This is a genomic window from Streptomyces sp. NPDC028298, from assembly GCF_055565895.1.
In genome coordinates, this window is sequence record NZ_JBVHTL010000002.1 from 723,594 (window position 1) to 746,407 (window position 22,814).

The following is a 22,814-nucleotide window of genomic DNA, read 5'->3' on the forward strand; positions in this document are numbered from 1 at the left end:
AGCCGGGAGTTGCCGATGTCCTGTCCAGCGCTGCCCGACGGGTTCGACTTCACCGACCCCGACGTGCTGCACCACCGCGTGCCCCTCCCGGAGTTCGCCGAGCTGCGCCGGGCCGAGCCGGTCCACTGGGTCCCCCAACAGCCCGGTGTGGCGGGCTTCGAGGACGACGGCTACTGGGCCGTCACCCGGCACTCGGACGTCAAGTACGTCTCGACGCACCCCGAGTTGTTCTCCTCGTTCCTCAACACGGCCGTCATCCGCTTCAACGAGCACATCCAGCGCGAGCAGATCGAGGTCCAGCGCCTCATCATGCTGAACATGGACCCGCCCGAACACACCCGGGTCCGCCAGATCGTGCAGCGCGGCTTCACTCCGCGCGCCATCCGCTCGCTGGAGGACGCGCTGCGCGCCCGGGCCGGTTCGATCGTCGCGAACGCGCTCGCGCAGGCCGCCCCCGACGGCTCCTTCGACTTCGTCACCCAGGTGGCCTGCGAACTGCCGCTCCAAGCCATAGCCGAGCTCATCGGCGTCCCGCAGGAGGACCGCGTCAAGATCTTCGACTGGTCCAACAAGATGGTGGCGTACGACGATCCGGAGTACGCGATCACCGAGGAGATCGGCGCCGAGTCGGCCACCGAACTCATCTCGTACGCGATGAACATGGCGGCGGACCGCAAGCAGTGCCCGGCCAAGGACATCGTCAGCACCCTGGTGGCGGCGGAGGACCAGGGGAACCTCGCCTCCGACGAGTTCGGCTTCTTCGTCCTGCTGCTGGCGGTCGCCGGCAACGAGACGACCCGCAACGCCATCACCCACGGGATGCACGCCCTGCTCACCCACCCCGATCAGTGGGATCTCTACAAGAGGGAGCGGCCGAAGACCACCGCCGAGGAGATCGTCCGCTGGGCGACCCCCGTCGTCGCCTTCCAGCGCACCGCGACCCAGGACACCGAACTGGGCGGGCAGCGGATCAGGAAGGGCGACCGCGTCGGCATCTTCTACTCCTCCGCGAACAACGACCCCGAGGTGTTCGAGAACCCCGAGGTCTTCGACATCACCCGTGATCCCAACCCGCACCTCGGCTTCGGCGGCGGCGGCCCGCACTTCTGCCTCGGCAAGTCCCTGGCCACGCTGGAGATCGACCTGATCTTCAACGCGATCGCCGACGCGATGCCGGAGCTGCGACTGGCGGGCGACCCCCGCCGCCTCCGCTCCGCCTGGCTGAACGGGGTCAAGGAGCTCCAGGTCCGTCACGCGTAGCGGGGCCGCGCACGCTCGGGCCGGCGGCCTCCCGGCACCGCCGGCCCGTCCCGAGGGAGGCAGGGGCATCCCCGCGTCCGCCTCTGCCTCCCCCGAGGTGATCAGCCCGGCGTACGGCCCGCCACGCCGACCGGTCGTCCCACCGCGGCCCCGGCCGGTGCCACGGCCGCCCGGACCCGCGGGCCGCTGACGAGATACGTGAGGCCGAAGCCCGCGGCGACGACAGCCGCTCCGCCGACGGCGTCCAGGACCCAGTGGTTTCCGGTCGCCACGATCGAGGAGACCGTGAGGAGCGGGTGCAGCAGGCCCAGTGCCTTCATCCACCACCTGGGCGCCAACACGACGATGACGATCCCGCACCACAGGGACCAGCCGAAGTGCAACGAGGGCATCGCCGCGTACTGGTTGGTCAGCTCGGTCAGCGTTCCGTAGTCGGGCTTGGAGAAGTCCTGCACCCCGTGCACGGTGTCGATCACGCCGAGGCCCGGCATCAGGCGCGGCGGGGCGAGGGGGTAGAGCCAGAAGCCGACGAGGGCGAGGAGGGTCGCGAAGCCGAGGGCGGAGCGCGCCCAGCGGTGGTCGGCGGGGCGGCGGACGTAGAGCACGGCGAGGATGGTGAGCGGGACACCGAAGTGGAACGACTGGTAGTAGAAGTCGAAGAAGTCCCGCAGGCCGGGGACCTGGACCACCGCGTGGTTGACCCAGTGCTCGATGTCCAGGTGCAGGAACCGCTCGACGGAGAGGACCTGCCGGCCGTGGTGCTCGGCGGTGGCCCGCCCGCCGGAGTTGGTGCCGCCCGTGGCGGCGAGCCTGACCTGCTGGTAGGCGGAGTAGCCGACGCGGATCAGGAGCAGTTCGAGGAGCAGGTTCGGGCGGGTGAGGATCCGGCCGGACGCCGACAGCGGGATCCGCCTCCACCGGGTGGAGGCGGGCGCCGCGTGGCGGGTGGGGACCGGGGCCCGGTAGTACGCGGACGTACGGGACAGGAACGGAACGGCCGTGGCGGCGGCCAGCGCGGCGATCAGCACCACGTTGTCGCGCACCGGTTCGAGGACCGGCATGTCCGGCAGCAGCATCGGGACGGGCAGCGTCATGACGAGGACGACCGCGACGGGCCACACATAGCGGTCGGAGGCCTTCCGGCCGACCCGGCCGACGAGCGCGAGCAGGACCCACAGGACCTGGTGCTGCCAGGTGGTGGGCGAGACGGCGACGGCGACGCAGCCGGTCACCGCGACGGCGAGCAGCAACTGCCCGTCCCGGGCGTAGCGCACCGCGCGGCGCAGTCCGAGGAAGGCGACGGCCGCGCCGAGCGCCAGGAAGAGGCCGACCTCCAGCGGCCCGGTGAGGCCGAGCCGCAGCAGGGCGCCGTGCAGGGACTGGTTGGCGAGGTCGTCGGCGGACCCGCCGAGGCCGACGCCGGCCAGGTGGTGCACCCAGTACGTGGTCGAGTCGTGCGGCATCGCGCCCCAGGCGAGCGCGGTGAGGGCGGCGAAGGTGACGCCGGTGGCGGTGGCGGCGCGGCGGCGGCCGGTGAACCAGAGCAGCGGGGCGAAGAGCAGCACGGTCGGCTGGAGGGCGGCGGCGAGCCCGATGAGGACGCCGCAGAGGCGTTCGCCGCGGACGACGAAGCAGCCGAGCAGGACGAACAGCACCGGGATGATGCTGGTCTGGCCGAGGTAGAGGGCGTTGCGCACGGGGAGCGACAGCATCAGCAGGCTGACGGCCACGGGCGCGGCGAGCAGTGACGTACGCCGGCTCACGGGCGGTGGCAGGGCGCGGGCGGCGATCAGGCCGAGCGCCACGACGAGCAGCAGGGTGCCGAAGGTCCAGCCCCAGCCCAGGGCCTGTTCGGCCGACCGGGTGAGGGGTTTGAGGACGAGGCCGCCGAACGGGGTGCCGGTGAACCGCGTCGAGTCGTACAGCGAGCCCTTCACGTGCAGGACGCCGTGCGGACCGACCCAGGTCTCCAGGTCGGTCAGCCGCTCCGCCTTGGGGGTGCTGAGGACGGCGGCGAGCTGTCGTACGGCCAGTACGGCGGCGACGGCCCAGAGCCCGACGCGCAGCGCGCGCACCCGGGCCCGCACCGTCTCCGGTGCTCCCACGAGGCCCTCGCCCGGCCGTCCGCCGTGCTCCACGTTCGCCACGCCCTGTCGGCCCTCCGACCCGTTGATCGACCCGCGTCTCACAGATCCCTTATGTCAACCCATATCAGGATCCGGCGTGTCACGGCCACCGTCACCGGAGGGCGCGGCAGGCCCGGATCGGCCTGAACGCCCGCTCCGCTTTGTCCGAATATCGACGGTCCGCGAAAGGGCCGGTTCCCGGCCGGGCCCGCGACATGACTCACAGACGGCACCCCGCGAGGACGGCTCCGGTTCTCCCGTCGCGCCTGCATACGCCGCCTTTACGCACTCTGAGCGCAGGTCTGCTTACCCCACGTGATGGGGGCAAAGGGTCCTAAGGTCGCTTTTCGGCCCGTCTTCGGACGGGCCGCCGGTCCGCCCCGGGTCACCCGCGGGTCACCTTCACGGGTCACCTGCGCGAGCCCCCGGGCCCGCTCCCGGGCGGACCCGTCCCTGTCCCCGGCGAAAGGAAGGCTCTTGCCGACCGCCACCCCGACCGCGACCCCGACGGCCCCCGCCGTCCGTGTCCCGGCTCCCGCCCGCCCCGGCTCCCCCGAGGTCACCGTCACCGACCCCGCGCTGGTCAGGCGCGCCGTGAAGGCGGCGGCGCTCGGCAACGCGATGGAATGGTTCGACTTCGGCGTCTACAGCTACATCGCGGTGACCCTGGGCAAGGTCTTCTTCCCCTCGGGCAACCCGACCGCCCAGCTCCTGTCGACGTTCGGCGCCTTCGCCGCGGCCTTCCTCGTCCGCCCGCTCGGCGGCATGGTCTTCGGTCCGCTCGGTGACCGGATCGGCCGCCAGAAGGTCCTCGCGCTCACCATGATCATGATGGCGGCGGGCACCTTCGCGATCGGTCTGATCCCGTCGTACGCCACGATCGGCGTCGGCGCTCCGATCCTGCTGCTCGTGGCCCGTCTGGTGCAGGGCTTCTCCACCGGCGGCGAGTACGCCGGCGCCACGACCTTCATCGCCGAGTACGCGCCGGACAAGAAGCGCGGCTTCCTCGGAAGCTGGCTGGAGTTCGGCACGCTGGCCGGATACATCGGCGGCGCGGGTCTGGTGACCCTCATGACCGCCCTGCTGTCCACCGACGACCTGCTGTCCTGGGGCTGGCGCGTCCCGTTCCTGATCGCGGGCCCGATGGGCATCATCGGCCTCTACCTGCGGATGCGCCTGGAGGAGACCCCGGCGTTCGCCGCGGAGCTGGAGAAGTCCGAGGCCGCCCGCCCCAAGGTGCCGCTGCGCGAGATGGTCACCGGCCAGTGGCGCACCCTGCTGCTGTGCATGGGCCTGGTGCTGGTCTTCAACGTCACCGACTACATGCTGCTGTCCTACATGCCCAGCTACCTGACCAGCGAGCTCAAGTACGACGAGACGCACGGTCTGCTCGTGGTCCTCGGCGTGATGGCGCTGATGATGGTCGTGCAGCCCTTCGCGGGCGCCCTGACCGACCGGGTCGGCCGCCGCCCGGTGATCGCCGCGGGCTGCGCCGGCTTCCTGGCGCTGTCCGTCCCGGCGCTGCTGCTGATCCGCCAGGGCAGTCTGCTCGCCGTCGCGCTCGGCATGGGCGCCCTGGGCCTGCTGCTGGTGTGCTTCACCGCCGCGATGCCCGCCGCGCTCCCGGCGCTCTTCCCGACCCGGGTCCGCTACGGCTCGCTCTCGATCGGCTTCAACGTCTCCGTCTCGCTCTTCGGCGGCACGACCCCGCTGGTCGTCACCGCCCTCATCGGGGCGACCGGGAACATGATGATGCCCGCGTACTACATGATGGCCGCGGCCGTGATCGGCGGTGCCGCCGTCTGGTTCATGACGGAGTCGGCGGGCCGGCCGCTGCCGGGCTCGGCGCCCGCCGTGGAACCCGCCCGACGCTGACGCCGGCGGGCCCCGCGCCCCGCCGACGCGCGGGGCCCGAATCCTGCTGGCACGCGGAGGTGCCGGGGGTTAGGTTCGAGACGAAAGTCCTTAGCGCATCTAACTAGGCTATGAAAGGCCCGGTGCATGAGCGAGTCACAGCTCTGGAACGACGTCGACGACCACTTCACCAACCTCCTGGCCCCCGCCGACGAGATCCTCACCGCCGCGCTCCACGACAGCGACGCGGCCGGACTGCCCGCCATCAACGTCGCGCCGAACCAGGGCAAGCTGCTCCAGTTGCTCGCCGAGATCCAGGGCGCCCGCCGCATCCTGGAGATCGGCACGCTCGGCGGCTACAGCACGATCTGGCTGGGCCGCGCCCTGCCCGCCGACGGGACGCTGATCACGCTGGAGTACGACCCCCGGCACGCCGAGGTAGCCCGCGCCAACCTCGCGCGGGCCGGCCTCGACAAGATCACCGAGGTGCGGGTGGGCCCGGCCCTGGAGACCCTGCCGAAGCTCGCGGACGAGAATCCGGAGCCGTTCGACCTCGTCTTCGTCGACGCGGACAAGGTGAACAACCCCCACTACATCGAGTGGGCGGTCCGGCTCACCCGGCCCGGCAGCGTGATCGTCCTCGACAACGTGGTCCGCGGCGGCGCGGTGACCGACGGGACGAGCACCGACCCGAGCGTGCGGGGCACCCGGGCCGCGCTCGAACTGATCGCCTCCCACCCGAAGTTGGACGGCACGGCGGTGCAGACGGTGGGCAGCAAGGGGTACGACGGCTTCGCGCTGGCCCGCGTACGGGCCTGACCGCCCGGTCCCGCACCACCGCGCCGCCGCACCCCGCGCCGTTCTCAGACCTCGTGGTAGAAGCCCACGTTCACGGTGTGGGGCCCGGTGCGGTCCTGGATGACCAGTTCGCCGGAGCCGCCCGCCGGGAGCCGGGCCGTCCCGCCGTACGGAAGCGGCTGGGGCTGCAGTCCCGTGAGGATCAGCCGGACCTCGGAGGACGGCTCCGGGTGCGAACCCCGCAGCCAGGTGACCTGCCAGGAGCCGTCGGGGCCGCACAGGAACTCCAGGTGGACCCGGGAGACGAACAGCCAGTCGTCGGGGGTCGCGAGACGGCACACGGCCCGGTCCCGGCCCACCCGCAGCATGGCTCCTGGGTCGCTGGGCGCGTCGGCCATCTGCATCCCGGCCGTCGCTCCGGCGTCCCCTCCGGTCACCGAGGCCATGGTGAGTTCGAGCAACGCGCGCTCCTTCGTGAGGTGCTGGTCCAATTGTCCCGCCGGGGAACGAGGTTGCCCCGCCGCCGCCGCATGATAATTCGACCTTTACCGTCGCCGCGTGACCTCCGGCACAATGGACTCATGACCGAGCGCAAGCCACCGGGCGTCAGCTTCGAGTCCTGGGTCGACCGGCAGATCCGCCAGGCGGAGGCCCGCGGCGAATTCACGGAACTCCCGGGCGCGGGCAAACCGCTGCCCGAGGTCACCGACACCCCGTACGACGAACTCTGGTGGATCAAGCGGAAGATGGCCCGCGAGGGTCTGTCGGTCCTGCCGCCCACGCTGGCCCTGCGCAAGGAGGCGGAGGACGTGCTCGCGGCGGTTCCCGCGCTTCCCTCCGAGCGGGCGGTGCGGCGGGCCGTGGAGGAGATCAACGCCAAGATCCGCGAGATGATGTTCAAGCCGCCGCCCGGACCCCCGCTCGGCCTCAAGCCGTACGACGTGGAGAAGATCGTCCAGGAGTGGCACACGACCCGCGAGAACCCGCCCCCGGACGGCCCGCCGTCCTAGGGCGTGTCCGGCCCCACCCGACTCCGAAGAATCAGGAACTCCGAAGAATCCCGGACGCGGTGAGGCCGCGTCCCGGGCCATGATCCGGGACGCGGCCTGTTTCACCGGGGAAGGTCCGGGTGGGCTCAGATCCGCAGGAGCCGCTCGGTCATCTCGCGGTAGTCCCGCAGGGCGAGCCGCAGCCGCTCGGTGTCCTCGCCGCCCGCCTTGTCCTCGTCGCCCGACTGCCAGGACGTCCGCAGGTCGCGCCGCCGCCGGGTCACCGCTTCCGTGAAGCGGCCCGCGAGCTCCTCCAGCACGTGGTCGGCCTCTTCCACGGAGGCCTGCGGCCCGTCGATGAAACCGCCGACCGCGTGCCGCATCCGCAGCGAGAACTTGTCGTGCTCGTCCAGCGGGAGCATCCGCTCGTCCCGCCCGGCGGACTCCTCCGCACGGTCCTCGGTGTCCGCCGGACCGCTCCCGGGCCGCGCTCCCGCGGCATCCCGGGACACCGGACGCGGACCGGGTCCGTCGTCGGTGCCGCCGGACGTGCGGGACACGGGGGCCACGGGACCGTCGTCCGGACGCCCCGCGCGTCCGTCGGCCGGGGCGGCACCCCGCCCGTCGGCACCGGCACCCGCCGTCGCGCGGGACGACGTCGTACCGGTTCCGGCCGGACGGACCGCGGAGTCGGCACCGTCGGCCTTGCCGGTCCCGGCCGCACCGGCGCCGGCCCTGGCGCGGTCGCCGTTCCGGTCCGGGGCGCCGGTCCCGCTCGGGGCGGGCTCGGTGGACACGGGGTCCACCCGGCCCTTGAGGGCCTCACGACGCGACACGTCCTCGGCCTCACCGTGGTCGCCGTCCGCCCGGTCGTCCGGGGAACGCTCAGGGGGTACGGGGGTCACGCGGCCCTTCATGGTGGCCTCGCGCGCCGGGGTCCGCTCGGGATCCTGCTCTGGCTTCATGGTGCTCACCTTCTTCAACTCCCCTTCGCCTGACGCCTGGTGAAGGACCAGGGAAGGTGGGAGCGAGTGTCGGGGGTGGACGTCCTGGTGCTGCTCGCGCCGTTCTCGGCGCTCTCGCCGTTCTCGGCACGCCCGGCGCTCTCCGCCGGCTCCGCGCGCCCGTCGTTCCCCGTCGTCCGCGTCTGCTCGGCGCGCCGGGTGTCCTTGGTCAGGGCGAACCGCCCGTTGCGCTCCTGGCGGGCGGCCGGGGTCCCGCTCACGTCCTCCGTGTTCCGCGCCCGGGCCGGCGAGGTGTCCTCGCGGGTCGTGGTCAGCAGCTCGTCGAAGAGGTCGCGGGCCTCCAGCATCGCCTCGCGCAGCTTCTCGGTGTCGCCGCCGCCGTTCCCGCCCCCGCCGGTACGGGCCAACGCGGCCCGGTGCACACGGCGATACCCGTGGACGTGGTGTCCGTGGTGGACGGACAGCGCCGACACCTGCTCCTCGTAACGGTCCCCGCCCGGGAATCCGCGCTCTCCGGCCAGCTCGCCGAGCAGACGGTCGGCCTCGGCCACCGCCTCCTGGGGCGAGTCGACGAACCGTTCCTGGGCGGCCGTCCAGCCGGCCGCGTACCGTTCCCTGGCCGCGGGCTCGAGCGGCCGCGCACTCAGCGCGCCGTGCTTCTTCACGCGCTCGTTCAGGTCGCGTTCGGCGGCCTGGGTGTCGCCGTCGTGCCGGGCGACGGTCCGGTCGTACTCCGGTCCGAAGCGCCGCCGCAGGGCGCGCCCGCCCGGCGGCCTTCGGGCGCGGAGGGTCAGGGCGGCCGCGACAACGGCAACGGCCGCCACGATGATCAGAGCGATGATCACGGCTGTGGACATGGGTGCCTTCCCGGTTCTCGACCCAACGGGCCGGTTCCCGGACCGGGTTGCCCGGAACCCGCTCCTCAAACGGCCCCGGGACGGCACGGACGTCAACACCCCCTCCCCGTCCCGCCGTTCGGCCGCGGCCCCATATCCGGTTGCGCGCCCGGGGTGGCACCCGCCGACAATGGCCCGCATGACCCGACCGCCGTCCGCCGCGCGAGGCTCCTGGAGCGTGGCCCCCGAACCCTTCGACTCCCCTGCCGCCGTGGCCCTTTGGCGGGCGTACTACACCGAGGTCAGCGACCGGTGGTACGAGCTGCACGAGGGACGTACGACGGATCCCGACGAGCTGGAGCGGGAGATCGCCGCGCGGACGGGCGCCGAGTTCGCGCCGCCCGCGGGTGTGCTGCTCCTCGCCCGCCACGACGGTGAGCCCGGCGGGACGGCGGGGGTGCGGATGCTCGACGCCGGCACGGGCGAGCTGAGCCGGGTCTTCGTCCGCGCGGACCTGCGCGGCAAGGGCGCCGCTCCGCTCCTGCTGGCGGCCGCCGAGGCCGCGGCGCGCGGCCTGGGCGCCCGGCAGCTCGTCCTCGACACCCGCTCCGACCTGGTCGAGGCGCGGGCCCTGTACGCCCGGCACGGCTACGAGGAGACCGCGCCGCACAACGACGAGGTCTACGCCGAGCACTGGTTCCGGAAGGACCTGGCCGGCTGACGGTCGGGCCGTCAGGCCGGTTCCCCTCGTGGGCGGGCGGTGGAGGCGCTCTCGTGCGGGCGTTCCGCGTCGGAACCGCACATCTCCTCGTTCAGCTCCGCCACCAGCTGGGTGAGGTCGGTCGGACGGTCCGGCGTCCACCAGTCGCCCAGCAGTTCGGCGAAGGACTCCTCGCGGGCCCGGGACAGATTCCCGGCGGCGACCCGGCCCTCGTCGGTCAGGACCAGGTCCACGCCCTCGCGGCGGGCCAGCCGGCGCTCCTCGATCTGGCGGGCGGCGGCCAGGACGACGTCCAGGGGGACCGCGCTGCGCTCGGCCAGGAGCGCGGGCTCCGCCCACCCGTACTTCTTGATCCGCAGCAGCAGCCAGCTCGCCGCCGGCAACAGGTCGTAGCCCGCGCGCGCGGTGATCGTCTCGTAGACCTCGCGGCGCCCCTCACGGGTGCCGAGCACGGACAGCGCCCGGCACACCTCGTCGTACGACGACCGCTCGACCGGGTTGCTCGCCAGTGTCTCCGTGACGTCGGGTGCCGTGACGGAGCCGCGCAGTCTGTCCTCGCGCAGGAACCAGGCCAGCACGAACCCGAGCAGGGCGACCGGGGCCGCGTACAGGAAGACGTCGGTGATCGAGGTCGCGAACGCGTGCAGGACGGGCTGGCGCAGGTCGGCCGGCAACTGGCCGATCCCCTTCGGGTCCGCCTTCAGGGAGTCCGTCGTGACGCCGGGTGGAAGCTGCTGTCCGGCCAGCGCCTTCGTCAGGTTGTCGCCGAGGCGGCCCGCGAAGACCGTGCCGAAGATCGCGACGCCGAACGAGGCGCCGATGGACCGGAAGAAGGTCGCCCCGGAGGTGGCGACGCCCAGATCCTCGTACGACACCGCGTTCTGCACGATCAGCACGAGCACCTGCATGACGAGGCCGAGGCCCAGGCCGAACACGAAGAAGTACGTGCTCATGATCCCGGTGCCGCTGTTCTCGTCCAGTTGGTGCAGCAGGAGCAGCCCGAGGGCGGTGATCCCGGTGCCCGCGACCGGGAACACCTTCCAGCGGCCGGTACGGCTGACGATCTGGCCGGAGACCGTGGACGACAGCAGCAGCCCGAACACCATCGGCAGCATGTGCACACCGGACATGGTGGGCGAGACGCCCTGCACGACCTGGAGGAACGTCGGCAGGTAGGTCATCGCGCCGAACATCGCGAAGCCCACGATGAAGCTGATGATCGCGGACAGCGTGAAGGTGTGGACCCGGAACAGCTTGAGCGGCAGCACGGGTTCGGCCGCGCGCCGCTCCACCGCGACGAACGCGACCGCGAGGACCACACCGAGGACCACGAGCCCGATGACCTGCGGCGAGCCCCAGTCCCAGGTGGTGCCGCCCAGCGAGGCCACCAGGACCAGGCAGGTGGCGACCGCGGCGATCAGGAACGTGCCGGCGTAGTCGATGACGTGCCGTGCCGACTTCTTCGGGATGTGCAGGACCGCGGCGATCACCACGAGCGCCACGACGCCGACGGGTAGGTTGATGTAGAAGACCCAGCGCCAGCTCAGATGTTCCGTGAACAGCCCGCCGAGCAGCGGTCCCAGCACACTCGTCGCGCCGAACACCGCACCGAACAGCCCCTGGTACTTGCCCCGTTCACGCGGCGGGACGAGGTCGCCGACGATCGCCATCGACAGCACCATCAGACCGCCGCCGCCCAGTCCCTGCACCGCCCGGAAGGCGATCAGCTCGCCCATGTTCTGCGACATGCCGCACAGCGCCGAGCCGACCAGGAAGATCACGATCGCCGTCTGGAACAGTCTCTTGCGGCCGTACTGGTCGCCGAGCTTGCCCCACAGCGGGGTCGCCGCCGTCGACGCGAGCAGGTACGCCGTCACCACCCAGGACAGGTGCTCCAGACCGCCGAGGTCGCTCACGATGGTCGGCAGCGCGGTGGACACGATCGTCTGGTCCAGGGCGGCCAGCAGCATGCCGAGCAGCAGCGCGCCGATGGAGACGAACACACTGCCGTGCACCGAATCCTTGGCGTCGGTCTCCGCGGCGCTGCGGCGGCGCACGGCCGACTCGCTGACCGCGACCGAGTCGTGCAGTCCGGGCGGCTCGCCCCTGTCGCCGCCGGTCGGCGCCTCCACCCCTTCCGGCCCCTGGCCGGTCGGTGTGTCGGAACCGTGCGCGTCCCCGGTCATGCGGCCTCCCTGAGCACCTGGGGTCCAGGTCACCCTCCATCCTGATCGGTGTGTCCGGTTATGGCCTGTCGAGGCAACCGGAATCTTCTCTTCCGGGGGGCTGCTTGAAGATTGCATGAAGGTCGTCCGCATAATCACTGGAGCTTTCAGGGGGGAGGGACCCACGCGTGACTGAATCGAACGGCCATGTCTGCCCCGAGTGCGCCGCACACCGGGCGCAGGACGGCACCCCGTCCTGCGCCTGCACCCGCAGGGCGTCCGACGCCCTGCGCGACGAGCGCTCGGCCGAGGCCGCGGCGGCGGAGGACTTCAACCCGCTGCGCATACGGCCCTACGTGGAACTGGGCACGGAGAACTCCGGGCACACCGGGGCGGGCCTGGGACCGGCCGACGGCACCGGCGTCCCGTACCCGGCCGGAACGGGCTCCTGGCAGGCCGCGCCGACGGCCGGTGAGGCCTGGGCCGGCGCGGAGGCGGGTGCCTGGACGGCTGCGCCGGAGGGGGCGTGGGTGCAGCAGGGGACGTGGGTGCCGGAAGGTGTCCACGGCGTCTCCCCCGCCGACGGAGGAGAGCCGACGGGCGCGGGCGCCCCGGCGGTCGGCGGGGTGCCGATGCCTCCGCCCGCCAACGGGGAGGACCCGGCCGCCTCGACCATGCAGCTCGCCGCGATCCCGGCGGAGGCGCACCCCGGCCCGGCGCCGGCTCCGGTCCCCGCCGACGCGACCATGCGGCTCGCCCCGGTACCGGCGGACACGGCCCCCCGCTCGGCACCGCTGCCGCCGGAGGTGACCGCGCCGCCCACGCCGATGCCGGCCGACGCGACCATGCGGCTGAAGGCGCTCCCCTCGGAGGCGCGCGCCACCGACGTCCGCCTCTTCCACGACAACGCGCGCCCGCCGGAGCCCGGAGGGGACGCCTCGTCCTCGGGCCGGCGCGGGCGGCGCCGGCGCACCGGCGTCCTCGCCGTCGCCGGAGTCGTGGCGACCGTGGCGGCCGCGGCCGGAGTCGCGAGCGGACTGCTCTCCTACGACCCTCCCTCACGCGACGAAGCCCAGCCGAAGGACGTCAGGGCGAGCGCGCCGGACGTCCTGTCGGACACGGCCTCCGCGGTGCCGTCTGCGAGCGCGTCCTCGACGAAGTCCGCCTCGTCGTCCCCGTCGGCCTCGCTCAGCGAGAGCCCGTCGCCGTCGGTGTCCGCCTCGGAGACGTCGGCCACCCCGTCCTCGTCCGCCACGGCGTCACCGACGTCCGCCCGGCCGAGCGCGACGGCGACCGCGACGGGGTCCGTGGCGTCCACGGGAGGCGGCGGCGCGAACACGGTGGCCGGACCCACCCTGCGGCGCGGCGACAGCGGCTCCGAGGTGACCGAGCTCCAGCTTCGGCTGAGCCAGCTCAGGATGTACATGCACAGGGCCGACGGCCAGTTCGACCGCCACCTCGAGGACGCCGTGCGCTGGTACCAGTGGGCGCGGGGCATCTCGGGCGACGACCCCGGGGTGTACGGCCCGGCCACCCGGGCGAGCCTGGAGGCGGAGACGTCCCAGCCGTGACTCGCCGAGGGCGTTCACCGGTCACCGGTGCGGGTCGGCCGTCGCGGGCCCGGTCCGGTGGGGGGTCGGGGCCGCGCCGGTACATCCGCCCGTCGCCGTTGGGTGAGGTGTGAACGTCGGTGGCGACGGGCATTTGATGTACCGGCCCGGCCCCTCCCGCACGTCGCCGGGTACGGGCGCGCCGTGGCGACCGCTCCACCTTCCAGCCCCGGCCGGCGATCGTTTCAGCCCCTCCGGCGTTCGAGGAGCGGGGCCTGGGGCGGAGCCCCAGGTGCGATGGGGGTCCCCCCTGGTCGAGCGAAGCCGAGACCTTGGGGGAGGGTAGGGGCGGAGGGGGCGAAATCCCGTCGCCCAGCCCCACCCACCTCAGCCTTCACCCCCGCCAGAGGGATCCGCACCCAGAGGGACCTCTCCCCCGGGGGCCGCTCAGCCGATGTGAAGCCGGACGGCTCCGGTTCCGTCCCCGACAACCTCGACCCGCACCTCGGTCAGATCCCGAACAAGCACATCCGGCCCATGGAACCCGGCCCGAGGCCCAACCCCCACGACCCGCATCCCAGCCGCCCGCCCCGCGGCGATCCCGGCCCCGGAATCCTCGAAGACGACACAGTCCTCAGGAGCGATCCCCAGCTCGGCCGCCCCCTTGAGGAACCCCTCGGGATCGGGCTTGCTGGCACCGACGCTCTCGGCGGTGACCCGCACATCGGGAAGCCCGAGCCCAGCCGCGGCCATGCGCCCACTGGACAGCGCCACGTCAGCCGAGGTGACAAGGGCGTGCGGCACTCCCGCGAGGGAGGCGAGGAACTCCGGCGCACCCGGGATCGCGACGACGCCCTCCATGTCGGCGGTCTCCTCGGCCAGCATCCGCGCGTTGTCCGCGTAGTTCTGCTCCATGGGACGGTCCGGCAACAGCACCGCCATCGAGGCGTACCCCTGCCGCCCGTGGACGACCTTCATGACCTCGTCGCCGTCCAGCCCGTGCCGGTCGGCCCAGCCACGCCAGCAGCGCTCGACGACGACGTCGGAGTTGACGAGGGTCCCGTCCATGTCGAGCAGGAAGGCACGGGCGGTCAGAACGGTGGTGGCCGTCGTCATCGATGCTCCAAAGCACAGGTAGGGGGGACCAGTACACCCCCGGGAAACAAGGCGGCCCCGCCCGCCGGTCAGGGAGATGCGGACGGGAACCACTTTGTTCCTACAACATACAAAACAACCCCGCCCAGCGCCACTCGCACGGCCCACAGAGCCACTCGCACAGCCCACAGAGAGGACAGCCGCGCCGACCGAAGGATCTTTTAGCCCCCTCCGCCCCTACCCGCTCCACCCCTGGGGCTCCACCCCAGCCCCCGTCCCGCTCCTCAATCACCGGAGGGGCTGAAGCTTTCGCCTGCCCGAGCTGAGACTTGCTCCGCACCCGAAAAGGCAGCCCGGAGTGGCCGAAACTCACGCCCGAACCCCAGCGAACGCGGACCCGCAGCCGGGATCCGGCGGAAGGGGCCGTGCCGGTACATCAATGGCCGTCGCCACCGACGGTCACATCTCCGCCCAACGGCGACGGGCTGATGCACCGGCACGGCCCCGACCCCCCACCGGCCGGGACCCGCGAACACGCCGGGAACCGCGAACACACAGCACCGCACCGCACCACCCCACCCCACGAGAGCCCGGCACCGAACCCCTGACGCCGACCGCAGCCAACGCCCAACGGCAAAAACGCCAGAGGCGAGCGAATTCAGCCCGCCACAGCCTCGTACAGGCTCCAGACCCCCAGCCCCATCATCAGCACAGCCGCCACCTTGGTGATCAACGACAACGGCACCCGCTTCATCAGCGCCTTGCCGCCCACGATCCCCAGCCCCGCCACGGCCCACAGCCCCAGCACCGCACCGAGCCCCACCGACAGCGGGTCGTCGTAGCGCGCCGCGAGGTTCGCCGTCATGATCTGCGTGAGGTCGCCGAACTCGGCGACGAGGATGAGCATGAAGCCCGCCCCGGACACCTTCCAGAACGTCTGGTTCGCCGGCTTGCGCACCTCTTCCTCGTCCTCGCCCTTCTTCATCAGCAGCACCGCGGCCCCGCCGAGGAACAGCACACCGGTGACGGCGTGCACGATCTGCTGCGGCAGCAGGGTCAGCACGCTGCCCGCCGCGACGGCGAGCACCACATGGACGGCGAAGGCGGCGGCGACACCGACGAAGACGTACGAGGCGCGGTAGCGGGTGCCGAGGACGAGCCCGGCGAGCGCGGTCTTGTCCGGCAGCTCGGCAAGGAAGACGACACCGAAGACGAGCGCCATCACGCTGAAGCTGATCAAAATCCCTCAATCGGTCGGGCTGCCCCGCCGAGAGTGTTGCGATTGCGCGTGCTGTGACTGCGCGACACCTCGGCACGGCAGCACACAGCAACACCCGCGCCGGGAGGCACGGGCACAAGCACCCACACCGGAAAGGCCCGGCAGGGCAAGTGCACTGCTTGCCGAAGGTCTCGCTGGCCGACCTCGTGATCGAGGCCTGCCTCCGGGCGCCGGCTCAGACGAGCTGAGCAGTATGTCGACGGTCCGGCGAAGAGCTACTCCCCTTCTGCGCCGTCCATAGTACGCGACCAGCGAGCCGGCTCCCCAGGGCCGAAAGTCCCCCGACCCGGACACCCGCCCGCCGGAGAAAGTTCTGTCATGAACCTTGTCATGTCATGAACGCGTCATTATTTTCTAACCGCGCACTTACCTCACGGCAACACGACGCCGCGAGCATTCGTTCGCCCGCACCCCAACACCCCCACACCACAAGGGAGTTCGCATGCCCAAGGTCTACGCGCGTCGACGGCTGAGCATACTCGCAGGCATCACGGGTCTGATAGCCATGGCCGGTGTCTTCACCGGCCCGACCGCCTCCGCCGCCCTCCCCACCCCGGTCAGCGCGGCCACCGCCCGCACCTACCTCGCGTCCCTCACCGTCGCGACCGAGAACCGCACCGGCTACTCCCGCGACCTCTTCCCGACCTGGATCACGATCAGCGGCACGTGCAACACCCGCGAGTACATCCTCAAGCGCGACGGCTCCAACGTGACCACCGACTCCGCCTGTGTGGCCACGAGCGGTAGCTGGTACTCGGTCTACGACGGCGCCACCTGGACCGCCGCCTCCGACGTCGACATCGACCACCTCGTCCCGCTCGCCGAGGCCTGGGACTCCGGCGCCAGCGCCTGGACCACGGCCCAGCGCCAGGCCTTCGCCAACGACGTGACCCGCCCGCAGCTCCTCGCCGTCACGGACAACGTCAACCAGTCCAAGGGCGACAAGGACCCTGCCGAGTGGATGCCCTCGCGCACCGCGTACGCCTGCACCTACGTCCGCGCCTGGGTCCAGGTGAAGTACTACTACAACCTCAAGATCGACTCCGCCGAGAAGACCAAGCTGAGCTCGGTCCTCGCCGGCTGCTGACCCGCACCCGGGGCATGGACCGGCGGCCACGAGCCGCCAGGGTTCCGGACACCGTCCCCCCACGGTGTTTCCCACGGTCTCCGGAACCTCCCCACAGGCCTCCGTCGTTCCGTACCGTACGGGGCGACGGAGGAGGGGGATCACCATGGCCGAGCTGCGCCTGGGACCGCTGCTGAGGTACGTGGACGGCTCGTCGGCGACCTTCTGGGTCGAGGCGAGCCGCCCGTGCACCGCCGAGGTGCGCTGCGCGGACGGCACCCGCGGACAGGCCCGCACCTTCCAGGTGGCCGGCCATCACTACGCGCTGGTGCCGGTGGACGGGCTGACACCGGGCACGACCACCTCGTACGAGATCCTGCTGGACGGCACGACCGTGTGGCCGCTGCCCGACTCGCGCTTCCCGCCCTCGGTCGTCCGCACCTCCGGGAGCGAGGACGAGGCCGTCCGCGTCACCTTCGGTTCCTGCCGGTGGGCGTCGCCGCCAGCGGACGAGAAGGACCCGGTGGGCCCCGACGCGCTGGACACCCTCGCCGCCCGGATCGCCTCGGCCCCCGACGCCGAACGCCCGGACGTACTCCTGCTGTTGGGCGACCAGGTGTACGCGGACGAGGTGTCCGGGGCGACCCGCGCCTGGATCGCCGCGCGCCGGGGTCTCGCGGACCCCCCGGGCCACCAGGTCGCCGACTACGAGGAGTACACCCGCCTCTACTACGAGTCCTGGCTCGACCCCGAGATCCGCTGGCTGCTGTCGACCGTGCCGAGTTGCATGATCTTCGACGACCACGACGTCATCGACGACTGGAACACCAGCGCGTCCTGGGTCACGGAGATCCGGGCGACCCCGTGGTGGCGCGAGCGGGTGCTCAGCGGGCTGATGTCGTACTGGGTCCACCAGCACCTCGGCAACCTCTCCCCCGCCGAGCTCTCCGACGACCTGCTGTACGCGGCCGTGCGCGAGACCCCCGACGGCACGGACGTGCTGCGCGCCTTCGCCTCCCAGGCCGACGCCGACCCCGCCTCGGTCCGCTGGAGCTACCGCCGCGACTTCGGCCGCACCCGCGTCCTGATGCTCGACACCCGCGCGGCCCGCGTCCTGGAGGAGAAGGACCGCGCGATGCTCGATCCCGGGGAGGCGGCCTGGCTGCGCGAGCAGGCCCTGGAGACGCCCGAATCCCGGGACCACCTGCTGATCGGCACCTCGCTGCCCTGGCTGCTGCCCCCGCTGATCCATCACGTGGAGACGTGGGACGCCGCCCTGTGCCGGGGCGATCGGGGCGGGCGCTGGGCCCGGTTCGGCGAGCGGCTGCGCCGCGCGGCCGACCTGGAGCACTGGGCGGCCTTCCCGGAGTCGTTCGTGGAACTGGCGGAGCTGATCGCCGAGGTCGGCTCGGCGGAGCGGGCACCGGCGACAGTGTGCGTGCTGTCGGGGGACGTGCACCACGCCTACGTCGCCGATCCGGTCTGGGCCGACCCCGCCCGGCAGCCCTCGGCCCGCGTTCTCCAACTGACCTGCTCCCCCGTGCACAACTCCATCCCGCGCTCCGTGCGGCTCGGCTTCCGGTTCGGCTGGAGCCGTCCGGCCCGGCTGCTCGGCACCCTCCTGTCCCGGCACGGCGGTTGCGCGCGGCCGCCGGTCGACTGGCGGAAAACCGGCGGTCCTTGGTTCGGCAATCAGCTCATGACCCTTACCCTGCGCGGCCGTTCGGCCTCCCTGCGTCTCGAACAGGCGCGGCGGGGCCGCGGCGGCGGCCCCGGCCGGGCGGCCGGAGGTGCCCGGCTGACGACGGTGGCGGAGTCCCGGATCACCCCGGAATAGGCCCATTCCACGCGGTCGTCGACGCCCTCCCGCGTACCGGAGCGTGCGGGCGTGTGAACGTGATGTCACCGACACATGCGTCCCCGGAGGATCATCCGACCCATCCGCGGCGTACGCTGTGTGGCGGTCACAGACCGCACGCCACCCCGTCGCGAGGAGTGGCAGGGTCGGGCTCACGGGGTGGTCGGGGGAGAGTTTCGGTGCTGGAGAGTGTGGGGTCGCTGACAGGCAGCCCATGGATCTACGCGGTGATCGCCGTGTCCATCGTTCTCGATGTCTTCCTGCCCGTCCTGCCGAGTGGAGTCCTGGTCATCACGGCGGCGACGGCCGCGGCCGGCTCCGCCACGGCGACCGGCAACGTCCCGCACTCCGTGCCCGACATCCTGGTGCTCACCCTCTGCGCGGCCACGGCCTCGGTCCTCGGAGACCTGGTGGCGTACCGCGTCGCCTGGCGGGGTGGCGACCGTCTGGTTCGCGCCATCGCCCGCTCCCGCCGCCTGACGCGGGCGCAGGAACGTCTCGGCCAGGTCCTGGCGAGCGGCGGCGGCGTGCTCGTGATCGTGGCCCGTTTCGCTCCGGCCGGCCGCTCGGTGGTCTCGCTCGGCGCGGGCGCCGCGCACCGCCGGGTCCGCGACTTCCTGCCCTGGTCGGTCCTCGCCGGCCTGGCCTGGGCCGGCTACAGCGTCGCCCTCGGCTACTACGGCGGCCAGTGGCTGGGCGCCACATGGCTCACGGCGGCCGTCTCGGTCGGGGCCCTGTTCATCGCGGGTGCGGGCGCGGCCTACGTCGTACGCCGTCCCGCCGTGCGGGAGCGGGAAGCGGGCGCCTGAGCCCCTGGCCCGGGGCCCGTGACGGCACACGGGCACACGGGGACGCCACGCGGGCACACCGACCTCCGTACGCCCGTACCGACGCACGTACGGCTCAGAGCGCGTTCGGGTGGACGGGTGACGGGCGCCCTCACGCGAGGTCCACGGGCACGCCCGCCTTCGGACGACGCCCACGACCGTGCGCCGGGCCGACCGTCCGGTCCGTCATCCGGCGCGCTGGGCCGCCGCCCCACGCACCTCCAGGTGGTCCAGCAGTTCGGCCGTGGCCGCCGCGACCGCCTCGACGGCGCGGTCGAAGGCCTCACGGTTGTGGGCGGCCGGGGCACGGAACCCGGACACCTTGCGGACGTACTGCAGAGCGGCGGCGCGGATCTCCTCCTCGGTCGCTTCCTCGGGGATCGCGGGCGGACGAAGTGTCTTGATGCTGCGGCACATGGGTCCAGTCTCGCGCGTTCGGCGCCGTCGTGGTCACCGCTCGCGGAAGGCGGCCCGCCCGGGCCGGGGAATACCGTCACCGGCCCGGCGGATTGAGCGGAACATGACCTCAGTGGAGATCACCTACGTCGGCGGCCCCACCGCCGTCATCGCGATCGGCGGCCTGCGGCTCCTGACCGATCCGACCTTCGACGCCCCCGGCGAGTACCCCGTCGGTTCGCGGAAGCTGGTGAAGACCGCGGGACCCGCGCTCCCGGCCGAGCGGATCGGCCCGGTCGACGCCGTCCTGCTCTCGCACGACCAGCACCCCGACAACCTGGACGCGTCCGGGCGCGAGTTTCTCCAGGGCGCCCCGGTGGCCCTGTCGACGGCATCGGCGTACGAGCGGATCGGCGCCCCCGTTCGCGCCCTCGGCCCCTGGGAGTCCGCCGAACTGGCGCGTCCGGACGGCGGAACCCTGCGCGTGACGGCCGTTCCGGCGCAGCACGGGCCCGACGGCTCGCTGCCCCTCGTGGGCGAGGTGACCGGCTTCGTGCTGTCCGGGGAGGGGCTGCCCAAGGTGTACGTGAGCGGTGACAACGCGTCCCTGGACGTCGTACGGGAGATCGCGGACCGGGAGGGCCCCTTCGATGTGGCCGTGCTTTTCGCAGGCGCGGCGCGCACCCCGCTGGTGCCGGACGCCCCGCTCACCCTGACCAGCGAGGACGCGGCACGGGCCGCGGAGATCCTGGGCGCCGTCCGCGTGGTCCCGCTGCACTTCGAGCACTGGGGTCACTTCACGCAGGACGGTCCGACGCTGGCGAAGGCGTTCGCGCGGGCGGGTCTCACGGACCGGCTGCGGCTGCCGGAGCCCGGGGCCTCGGTACGGGTGCCGTAGCGGCCCCGCGCGGCCCGATCCGCACAACACCCGAGCGATCACTTGGAGTTCGGCAAGGTTCTCCGAGGATTGACTCGGGTCGCCGCGTCTTGTGACCATCTCCGGGGCCCGTTCCGGGGGCCCGTGGAGAGGAGCGAGGATCTATGGCGAACGACGTGCTGACAGTGGCCGTACTGGGTCCGGGCGGGGTCGGCGGGCTGCTCGCGGCACTCCTGTCCCGTGCCGGCCACCGGGTCGTCTGCCTCGCCGGGGACGAGACCGCGCGGAAGCTGGCCGCGGACGGCATCGAGGTGCGCAGCGGGCACTTCGGCGATTTCACGGCGCGGGTGGAGGCGGACACCGAACTGCGCGAGCCGGCCGACGTGTGCCTGATCGCGGTCAAGGCGACGGCACTGGAGGCCGCGCTGGAGCGTCTTCCGGCGAAGGCCCTGGGCGAGGACGGACTGGTCGTCCCGCTCCTGAACGGTGTCGAGCACCCGGCGCTGCTGCGCGAGCGCTACCGCCCCGGGCAGGTGGCCCCCGCGGTGATCCGCGTGGAGTCGACGCGGATCGCCCCGGGAGTGATCGAGCACGGCAGCCCGTTCGCCGAACTCGACCTGACCGCCGACACGGCACCGCGGGCGCGGGTGGAGGCGTTCGCCGGGGCGCTGGAGTGGGCCGGACTGCACGCCCGGGTCCGGGACGACGAGTCGGCGACACTCTGGGCGAAGATGGCGTTCCTCGCGCCGTTCGCCCTGCTGACGACCCGGTACGGGGTGCCCGTGGGCGACGTACGCACGCTGCACCGCGCGGAGTTGACCGCTCTCGTGGAGGAGACGGCCGCGGTGGGCCGCGCGTGCGGAGCCGCCACCGATCCGGCGACCGCTCTGGCCCGTTACGACGCCTTCCCGGCGGCCACCAGGTCCTCGATGCAGCGGAACGCCGAGGCGGGCCGCACCCTCGAACTCGACGCGATCGGCGGCGCGTTGCTGCGCGCGGCGGAGCGGACCGGGGTGCCGGCCCCGGTGGCGGGCGAACTGGTCCGGTATCTGACGCCGCCCGCCGGGACGGGGAGCTGAGGGTCGACGTGCCGGGTCCGGCTCCCCTGGACCCGGCCCGAACCGCCCGGCTGTACAAGGGTGTTCGCCCGGCTGGGTACGGGTGCTCGCCCGACCGCGTACGAGCGTCACGGGGCCGGAGTCGGTGCCGGTCCTCGGCACCGGGCCGGGGTCAGTCCCCCGCCGCCGTGCCGGGGTCCGAGCAGTGCCGGGCCACCGTGTCGGCGAAGGCGTGCGCCGCGGGTGACAGAGCGTCCCAGCGGCGGACCGCCCAGCCGACGGCGAGCGGCGGCAGGGCCGGTACGGGGAGGAAGCGCAGGCGGGGGTGGCCGGGCCCGGGCAGACCGGGCAGGGCCGGGACCACGGCGTGGCCGAGGCCGAGTTCGGCGAGCAGGATCGCGGTGTCCCAGTCGGCGACGCTGGTGTCGGAGGTGCTCGCCGGTATCCCCAACTCCCGGTAGGCGGAGTCGAGATGGGCGCGAGAGGTGGACCGCTCGGGAAGTCCCACGATCCGCAGTCCGGCCAGTTCCTCCGCCTCGATCCGTTCCCGCGCGGCGAGTTCGTCGTCGGCGTGCACGGCGAGCACCCAGGGGAGTTCGACCACGGCCCGCTGCTCGACCCCGCGCACGGGTGGGCCGAGGGTGACCCAGGCGAGGTCGAGTCCGTGGTCGGCGAGCGCGTCGAAGCAGCTCCGGCTGGAGTTCTCGGTCTGGAACTCCAGGCTGACCTTGGGGTACCGCCCCCGGAACTCGACCACGGCCTCGGCCATGAAGTGCCGCACGGTGGTGCCGCCGGTGGCGATCCGCACCGTACCGCCGCCCCCGCGTGCCAGTTCGTCGAGCCCGCGGAGTGCGAGGTCGAGACCCGCGATGCCGTCGGCGGCGGCCCGTTCGAGGAGCCGCCCGGCGCGGGTGGGCACCACGCCCCGGGCCTGCCGTTCGACGAGTCCGAGCCCGACCTCGCGTTCCAGCCGGCGGACGTGCTGGCTCACCGCCGACTGCGTGCAGCCCAGTTCCCGGGCCACGGCACTGAGGCTTCCGGCCCGGCAGACGGCGACGAACACGCGAAGATCATCCAAGGTCACGGCCCCAAGG

Annotated in this window: 20 protein-coding genes; 11 read left to right on the forward strand and 9 right to left on the reverse strand. The window is 72.6% G+C overall.

Annotation, left to right across the window (positions count from 1 at the left end; genetic code table 11):
* Nucleotides 1-15 precede the first annotated feature (15 nt).
* Nucleotides 16-1,260 carry a cytochrome P450 gene (locus tag ACZ4TO_RS11740; RefSeq protein WP_382781665.1) on the forward strand — a complete coding sequence of 415 codons (1,245 nt, stop codon included), beginning with the start codon at nucleotides 16-18 and terminating at the stop codon, nucleotides 1,258-1,260.
* Nucleotides 1,261-1,361: 101 nt separating this feature from the next.
* Here the strand turns inward: ACZ4TO_RS11740 and ACZ4TO_RS11745 are convergent, their stop codons facing one another.
* On the reverse strand, nucleotides 1,362-3,407 hold the full coding sequence (locus tag ACZ4TO_RS11745; protein ID WP_468024070.1) for a bifunctional glycosyltransferase 87/phosphatase PAP2 family protein: 2,046 nt from the start codon (nucleotides 3,405-3,407) through the stop codon (nucleotides 1,362-1,364).
* Between the two features lie 456 nt (nucleotides 3,408-3,863).
* On the opposite strand from ACZ4TO_RS11745, the gene proP reads away from it, so the two are divergent.
* On the forward strand, nucleotides 3,864-5,261 hold the full coding sequence (gene proP, locus ACZ4TO_RS11750) for a glycine betaine/L-proline transporter ProP (protein WP_382781672.1): 1,398 nt from the start codon (nucleotides 3,864-3,866) through the stop codon (nucleotides 5,259-5,261).
* A gap of 126 nt (nucleotides 5,262-5,387) precedes the next feature.
* Nucleotides 5,388-6,059: an O-methyltransferase gene (locus ACZ4TO_RS11755; RefSeq protein ID WP_385042164.1), complete on the forward strand. Its 672-nt coding sequence runs from the start codon at nucleotides 5,388-5,390 to the stop codon at nucleotides 6,057-6,059.
* A 44-nt stretch (nucleotides 6,060-6,103) separates the two neighbouring features.
* Here ACZ4TO_RS11755 and ACZ4TO_RS11760 read toward each other — a convergent pair whose 3' ends face one another.
* Entirely contained in the window at nucleotides 6,104-6,499 is a 396-nt protein-coding gene (locus tag ACZ4TO_RS11760; protein ID WP_382781678.1) for a hypothetical protein, read from the reverse strand.
* 120 nt (nucleotides 6,500-6,619) lie between these two features.
* On the opposite strand from ACZ4TO_RS11760, the gene ACZ4TO_RS11765 reads away from it, so the two are divergent.
* Nucleotides 6,620-7,048 carry a DnaJ family domain-containing protein gene (locus ACZ4TO_RS11765; protein WP_468024071.1) on the forward strand — a complete coding sequence of 143 codons (429 nt, stop codon included), beginning with the start codon at nucleotides 6,620-6,622 and terminating at the stop codon, nucleotides 7,046-7,048.
* A 125-nt stretch (nucleotides 7,049-7,173) separates the two neighbouring features.
* Here ACZ4TO_RS11765 and ACZ4TO_RS11770 read toward each other — a convergent pair whose 3' ends face one another.
* Together ACZ4TO_RS11770 and ACZ4TO_RS11775 are read right to left on the reverse strand one after the other, a co-directional pair.
* On the reverse strand, nucleotides 7,174-7,992 hold the full coding sequence (locus ACZ4TO_RS11770) for a hypothetical protein (RefSeq protein ID WP_468024072.1): 819 nt from the start codon (nucleotides 7,990-7,992) through the stop codon (nucleotides 7,174-7,176).
* A gap of 14 nt (nucleotides 7,993-8,006) precedes the next feature.
* Nucleotides 8,007-8,849, reverse strand: coding sequence for a hypothetical protein (locus ACZ4TO_RS11775; RefSeq protein WP_468024073.1), 843 nt, complete (start codon nucleotides 8,847-8,849; stop codon nucleotides 8,007-8,009).
* Between the two features lie 178 nt (nucleotides 8,850-9,027).
* Here ACZ4TO_RS11775 and ACZ4TO_RS11780 point away from each other — a divergent pair, with 178 nt between their 5' ends.
* Nucleotides 9,028-9,549, forward strand: a complete 522-nt coding sequence (locus ACZ4TO_RS11780) for a GNAT family N-acetyltransferase (RefSeq protein ID WP_468024074.1) — start codon at nucleotides 9,028-9,030, stop codon at nucleotides 9,547-9,549.
* Between the two features lie 11 nt (nucleotides 9,550-9,560).
* On the opposite strand, the gene ACZ4TO_RS11785 is transcribed toward ACZ4TO_RS11780, so the two are convergent.
* Complete coding sequence (locus tag ACZ4TO_RS11785; protein WP_385042169.1) at nucleotides 9,561-11,735, reverse strand: MDR family MFS transporter; 2,175 nt, start codon at nucleotides 11,733-11,735, stop codon at nucleotides 9,561-9,563.
* Between the two features lie 167 nt (nucleotides 11,736-11,902).
* Between ACZ4TO_RS11785 and ACZ4TO_RS11790 the strand changes: the two genes are divergently transcribed.
* Nucleotides 11,903-13,285, forward strand: a complete 1,383-nt coding sequence (locus ACZ4TO_RS11790; protein ID WP_468024075.1) for a peptidoglycan-binding domain-containing protein — start codon at nucleotides 11,903-11,905, stop codon at nucleotides 13,283-13,285.
* 426 nt (nucleotides 13,286-13,711) lie between these two features.
* Here ACZ4TO_RS11790 and ACZ4TO_RS11795 read toward each other — a convergent pair whose 3' ends face one another.
* On the reverse strand, nucleotides 13,712-14,380 hold the full coding sequence (locus ACZ4TO_RS11795; protein WP_467839067.1) for an HAD-IA family hydrolase: 669 nt from the start codon (nucleotides 14,378-14,380) through the stop codon (nucleotides 13,712-13,714).
* A gap of 637 nt (nucleotides 14,381-15,017) precedes the next feature.
* Complete coding sequence (locus tag ACZ4TO_RS11800) at nucleotides 15,018-15,599, reverse strand: TMEM165/GDT1 family protein (protein ID WP_382781699.1); 582 nt, start codon at nucleotides 15,597-15,599, stop codon at nucleotides 15,018-15,020.
* Between the two features lie 481 nt (nucleotides 15,600-16,080).
* On the opposite strand from ACZ4TO_RS11800, the gene ACZ4TO_RS11805 reads away from it, so the two are divergent.
* The 3 genes from ACZ4TO_RS11805 (at nucleotide 16,081) to ACZ4TO_RS11815 (ending at nucleotide 19,371) form a co-directional block, all read left to right on the forward strand.
* Nucleotides 16,081-16,725: an HNH endonuclease family protein gene (locus ACZ4TO_RS11805; protein WP_382781702.1), complete on the forward strand. Its 645-nt coding sequence runs from the start codon at nucleotides 16,081-16,083 to the stop codon at nucleotides 16,723-16,725.
* 145 nt (nucleotides 16,726-16,870) lie between these two features.
* Nucleotides 16,871-18,541 carry an alkaline phosphatase D family protein gene (locus tag ACZ4TO_RS11810; RefSeq protein WP_385042171.1) on the forward strand — a complete coding sequence of 557 codons (1,671 nt, stop codon included), beginning with the start codon at nucleotides 16,871-16,873 and terminating at the stop codon, nucleotides 18,539-18,541.
* Nucleotides 18,542-18,741: 200 nt separating this feature from the next.
* Nucleotides 18,742-19,371, forward strand: coding sequence for a DedA family protein (locus ACZ4TO_RS11815; protein WP_382781707.1), 630 nt, complete (start codon nucleotides 18,742-18,744; stop codon nucleotides 19,369-19,371).
* Nucleotides 19,372-19,575: 204 nt separating this feature from the next.
* On the opposite strand, the gene ACZ4TO_RS11820 is transcribed toward ACZ4TO_RS11815, so the two are convergent.
* Nucleotides 19,576-19,806, reverse strand: coding sequence for a DUF2277 domain-containing protein (locus ACZ4TO_RS11820; protein WP_382781710.1), 231 nt, complete (start codon nucleotides 19,804-19,806; stop codon nucleotides 19,576-19,578).
* Between the two features lie 103 nt (nucleotides 19,807-19,909).
* Between ACZ4TO_RS11820 and ACZ4TO_RS11825 the strand changes: the two genes are divergently transcribed.
* Nucleotides 19,910-20,683, forward strand: a complete 774-nt coding sequence (locus ACZ4TO_RS11825; RefSeq protein ID WP_468024076.1) for an MBL fold metallo-hydrolase — start codon at nucleotides 19,910-19,912, stop codon at nucleotides 20,681-20,683.
* Nucleotides 20,684-20,826: 143 nt separating this feature from the next.
* Entirely contained in the window at nucleotides 20,827-21,741 is a 915-nt protein-coding gene (locus ACZ4TO_RS11830) for a ketopantoate reductase family protein (RefSeq protein ID WP_468024077.1), read from the forward strand.
* 151 nt (nucleotides 21,742-21,892) lie between these two features.
* Here ACZ4TO_RS11830 and ACZ4TO_RS11835 read toward each other — a convergent pair whose 3' ends face one another.
* Nucleotides 21,893-22,804: a LysR family transcriptional regulator gene (locus ACZ4TO_RS11835; RefSeq protein ID WP_468024078.1), complete on the reverse strand. Its 912-nt coding sequence runs from the start codon at nucleotides 22,802-22,804 to the stop codon at nucleotides 21,893-21,895.
* Between the last annotated feature and the right edge of the window lie 10 nt (nucleotides 22,805-22,814).

What these genes read in the sequence shown, in the direction of transcription:
- ACZ4TO_RS11740 (WP_382781665.1), top strand. Translation starts at nt 16, where the DNA reads ATGTCCTGTCCAGCGCTGCCCGACGGGTTCGACTTCACCGACCCCGAC.
- ACZ4TO_RS11755 (WP_385042164.1), top strand. Translation starts at nt 5,388, where the DNA reads ATGAGCGAGTCACAGCTCTGGAACGACGTCGACGACCACTTCACCAAC.
- ACZ4TO_RS11765 (WP_468024071.1), top strand. Translation starts at nt 6,620, where the DNA reads ATGACCGAGCGCAAGCCACCGGGCGTCAGCTTCGAGTCCTGGGTCGAC.
- ACZ4TO_RS11770 (WP_468024072.1), bottom strand. Translation starts at nt 7,992, where the DNA reads ATGAAGCCAGAGCAGGATCCCGAGCGGACCCCGGCGCGCGAGGCCACC.
- ACZ4TO_RS11775 (WP_468024073.1), bottom strand. Translation starts at nt 8,849, where the DNA reads ATGTCCACAGCCGTGATCATCGCTCTGATCATCGTGGCGGCCGTTGCC.
- ACZ4TO_RS11780 (WP_468024074.1), top strand. Translation starts at nt 9,028, where the DNA reads ATGACCCGACCGCCGTCCGCCGCGCGAGGCTCCTGGAGCGTGGCCCCC.
- ACZ4TO_RS11785 (WP_385042169.1), bottom strand. Translation starts at nt 11,735, where the DNA reads ATGACCGGGGACGCGCACGGTTCCGACACACCGACCGGCCAGGGGCCG.
- ACZ4TO_RS11795 (WP_467839067.1), bottom strand. Translation starts at nt 14,380, where the DNA reads ATGACGACGGCCACCACCGTTCTGACCGCCCGTGCCTTCCTGCTCGAC.
- ACZ4TO_RS11805 (WP_382781702.1), top strand. Translation starts at nt 16,081, where the DNA reads ATGCCCAAGGTCTACGCGCGTCGACGGCTGAGCATACTCGCAGGCATC.
- ACZ4TO_RS11810 (WP_385042171.1), top strand. Translation starts at nt 16,871, where the DNA reads ATGGCCGAGCTGCGCCTGGGACCGCTGCTGAGGTACGTGGACGGCTCG.
- ACZ4TO_RS11820 (WP_382781710.1), bottom strand. Translation starts at nt 19,806, where the DNA reads ATGTGCCGCAGCATCAAGACACTTCGTCCGCCCGCGATCCCCGAGGAA.
- ACZ4TO_RS11825 (WP_468024076.1), top strand. Translation starts at nt 19,910, where the DNA reads ATGACCTCAGTGGAGATCACCTACGTCGGCGGCCCCACCGCCGTCATC.
- ACZ4TO_RS11830 (WP_468024077.1), top strand. Translation starts at nt 20,827, where the DNA reads ATGGCGAACGACGTGCTGACAGTGGCCGTACTGGGTCCGGGCGGGGTC.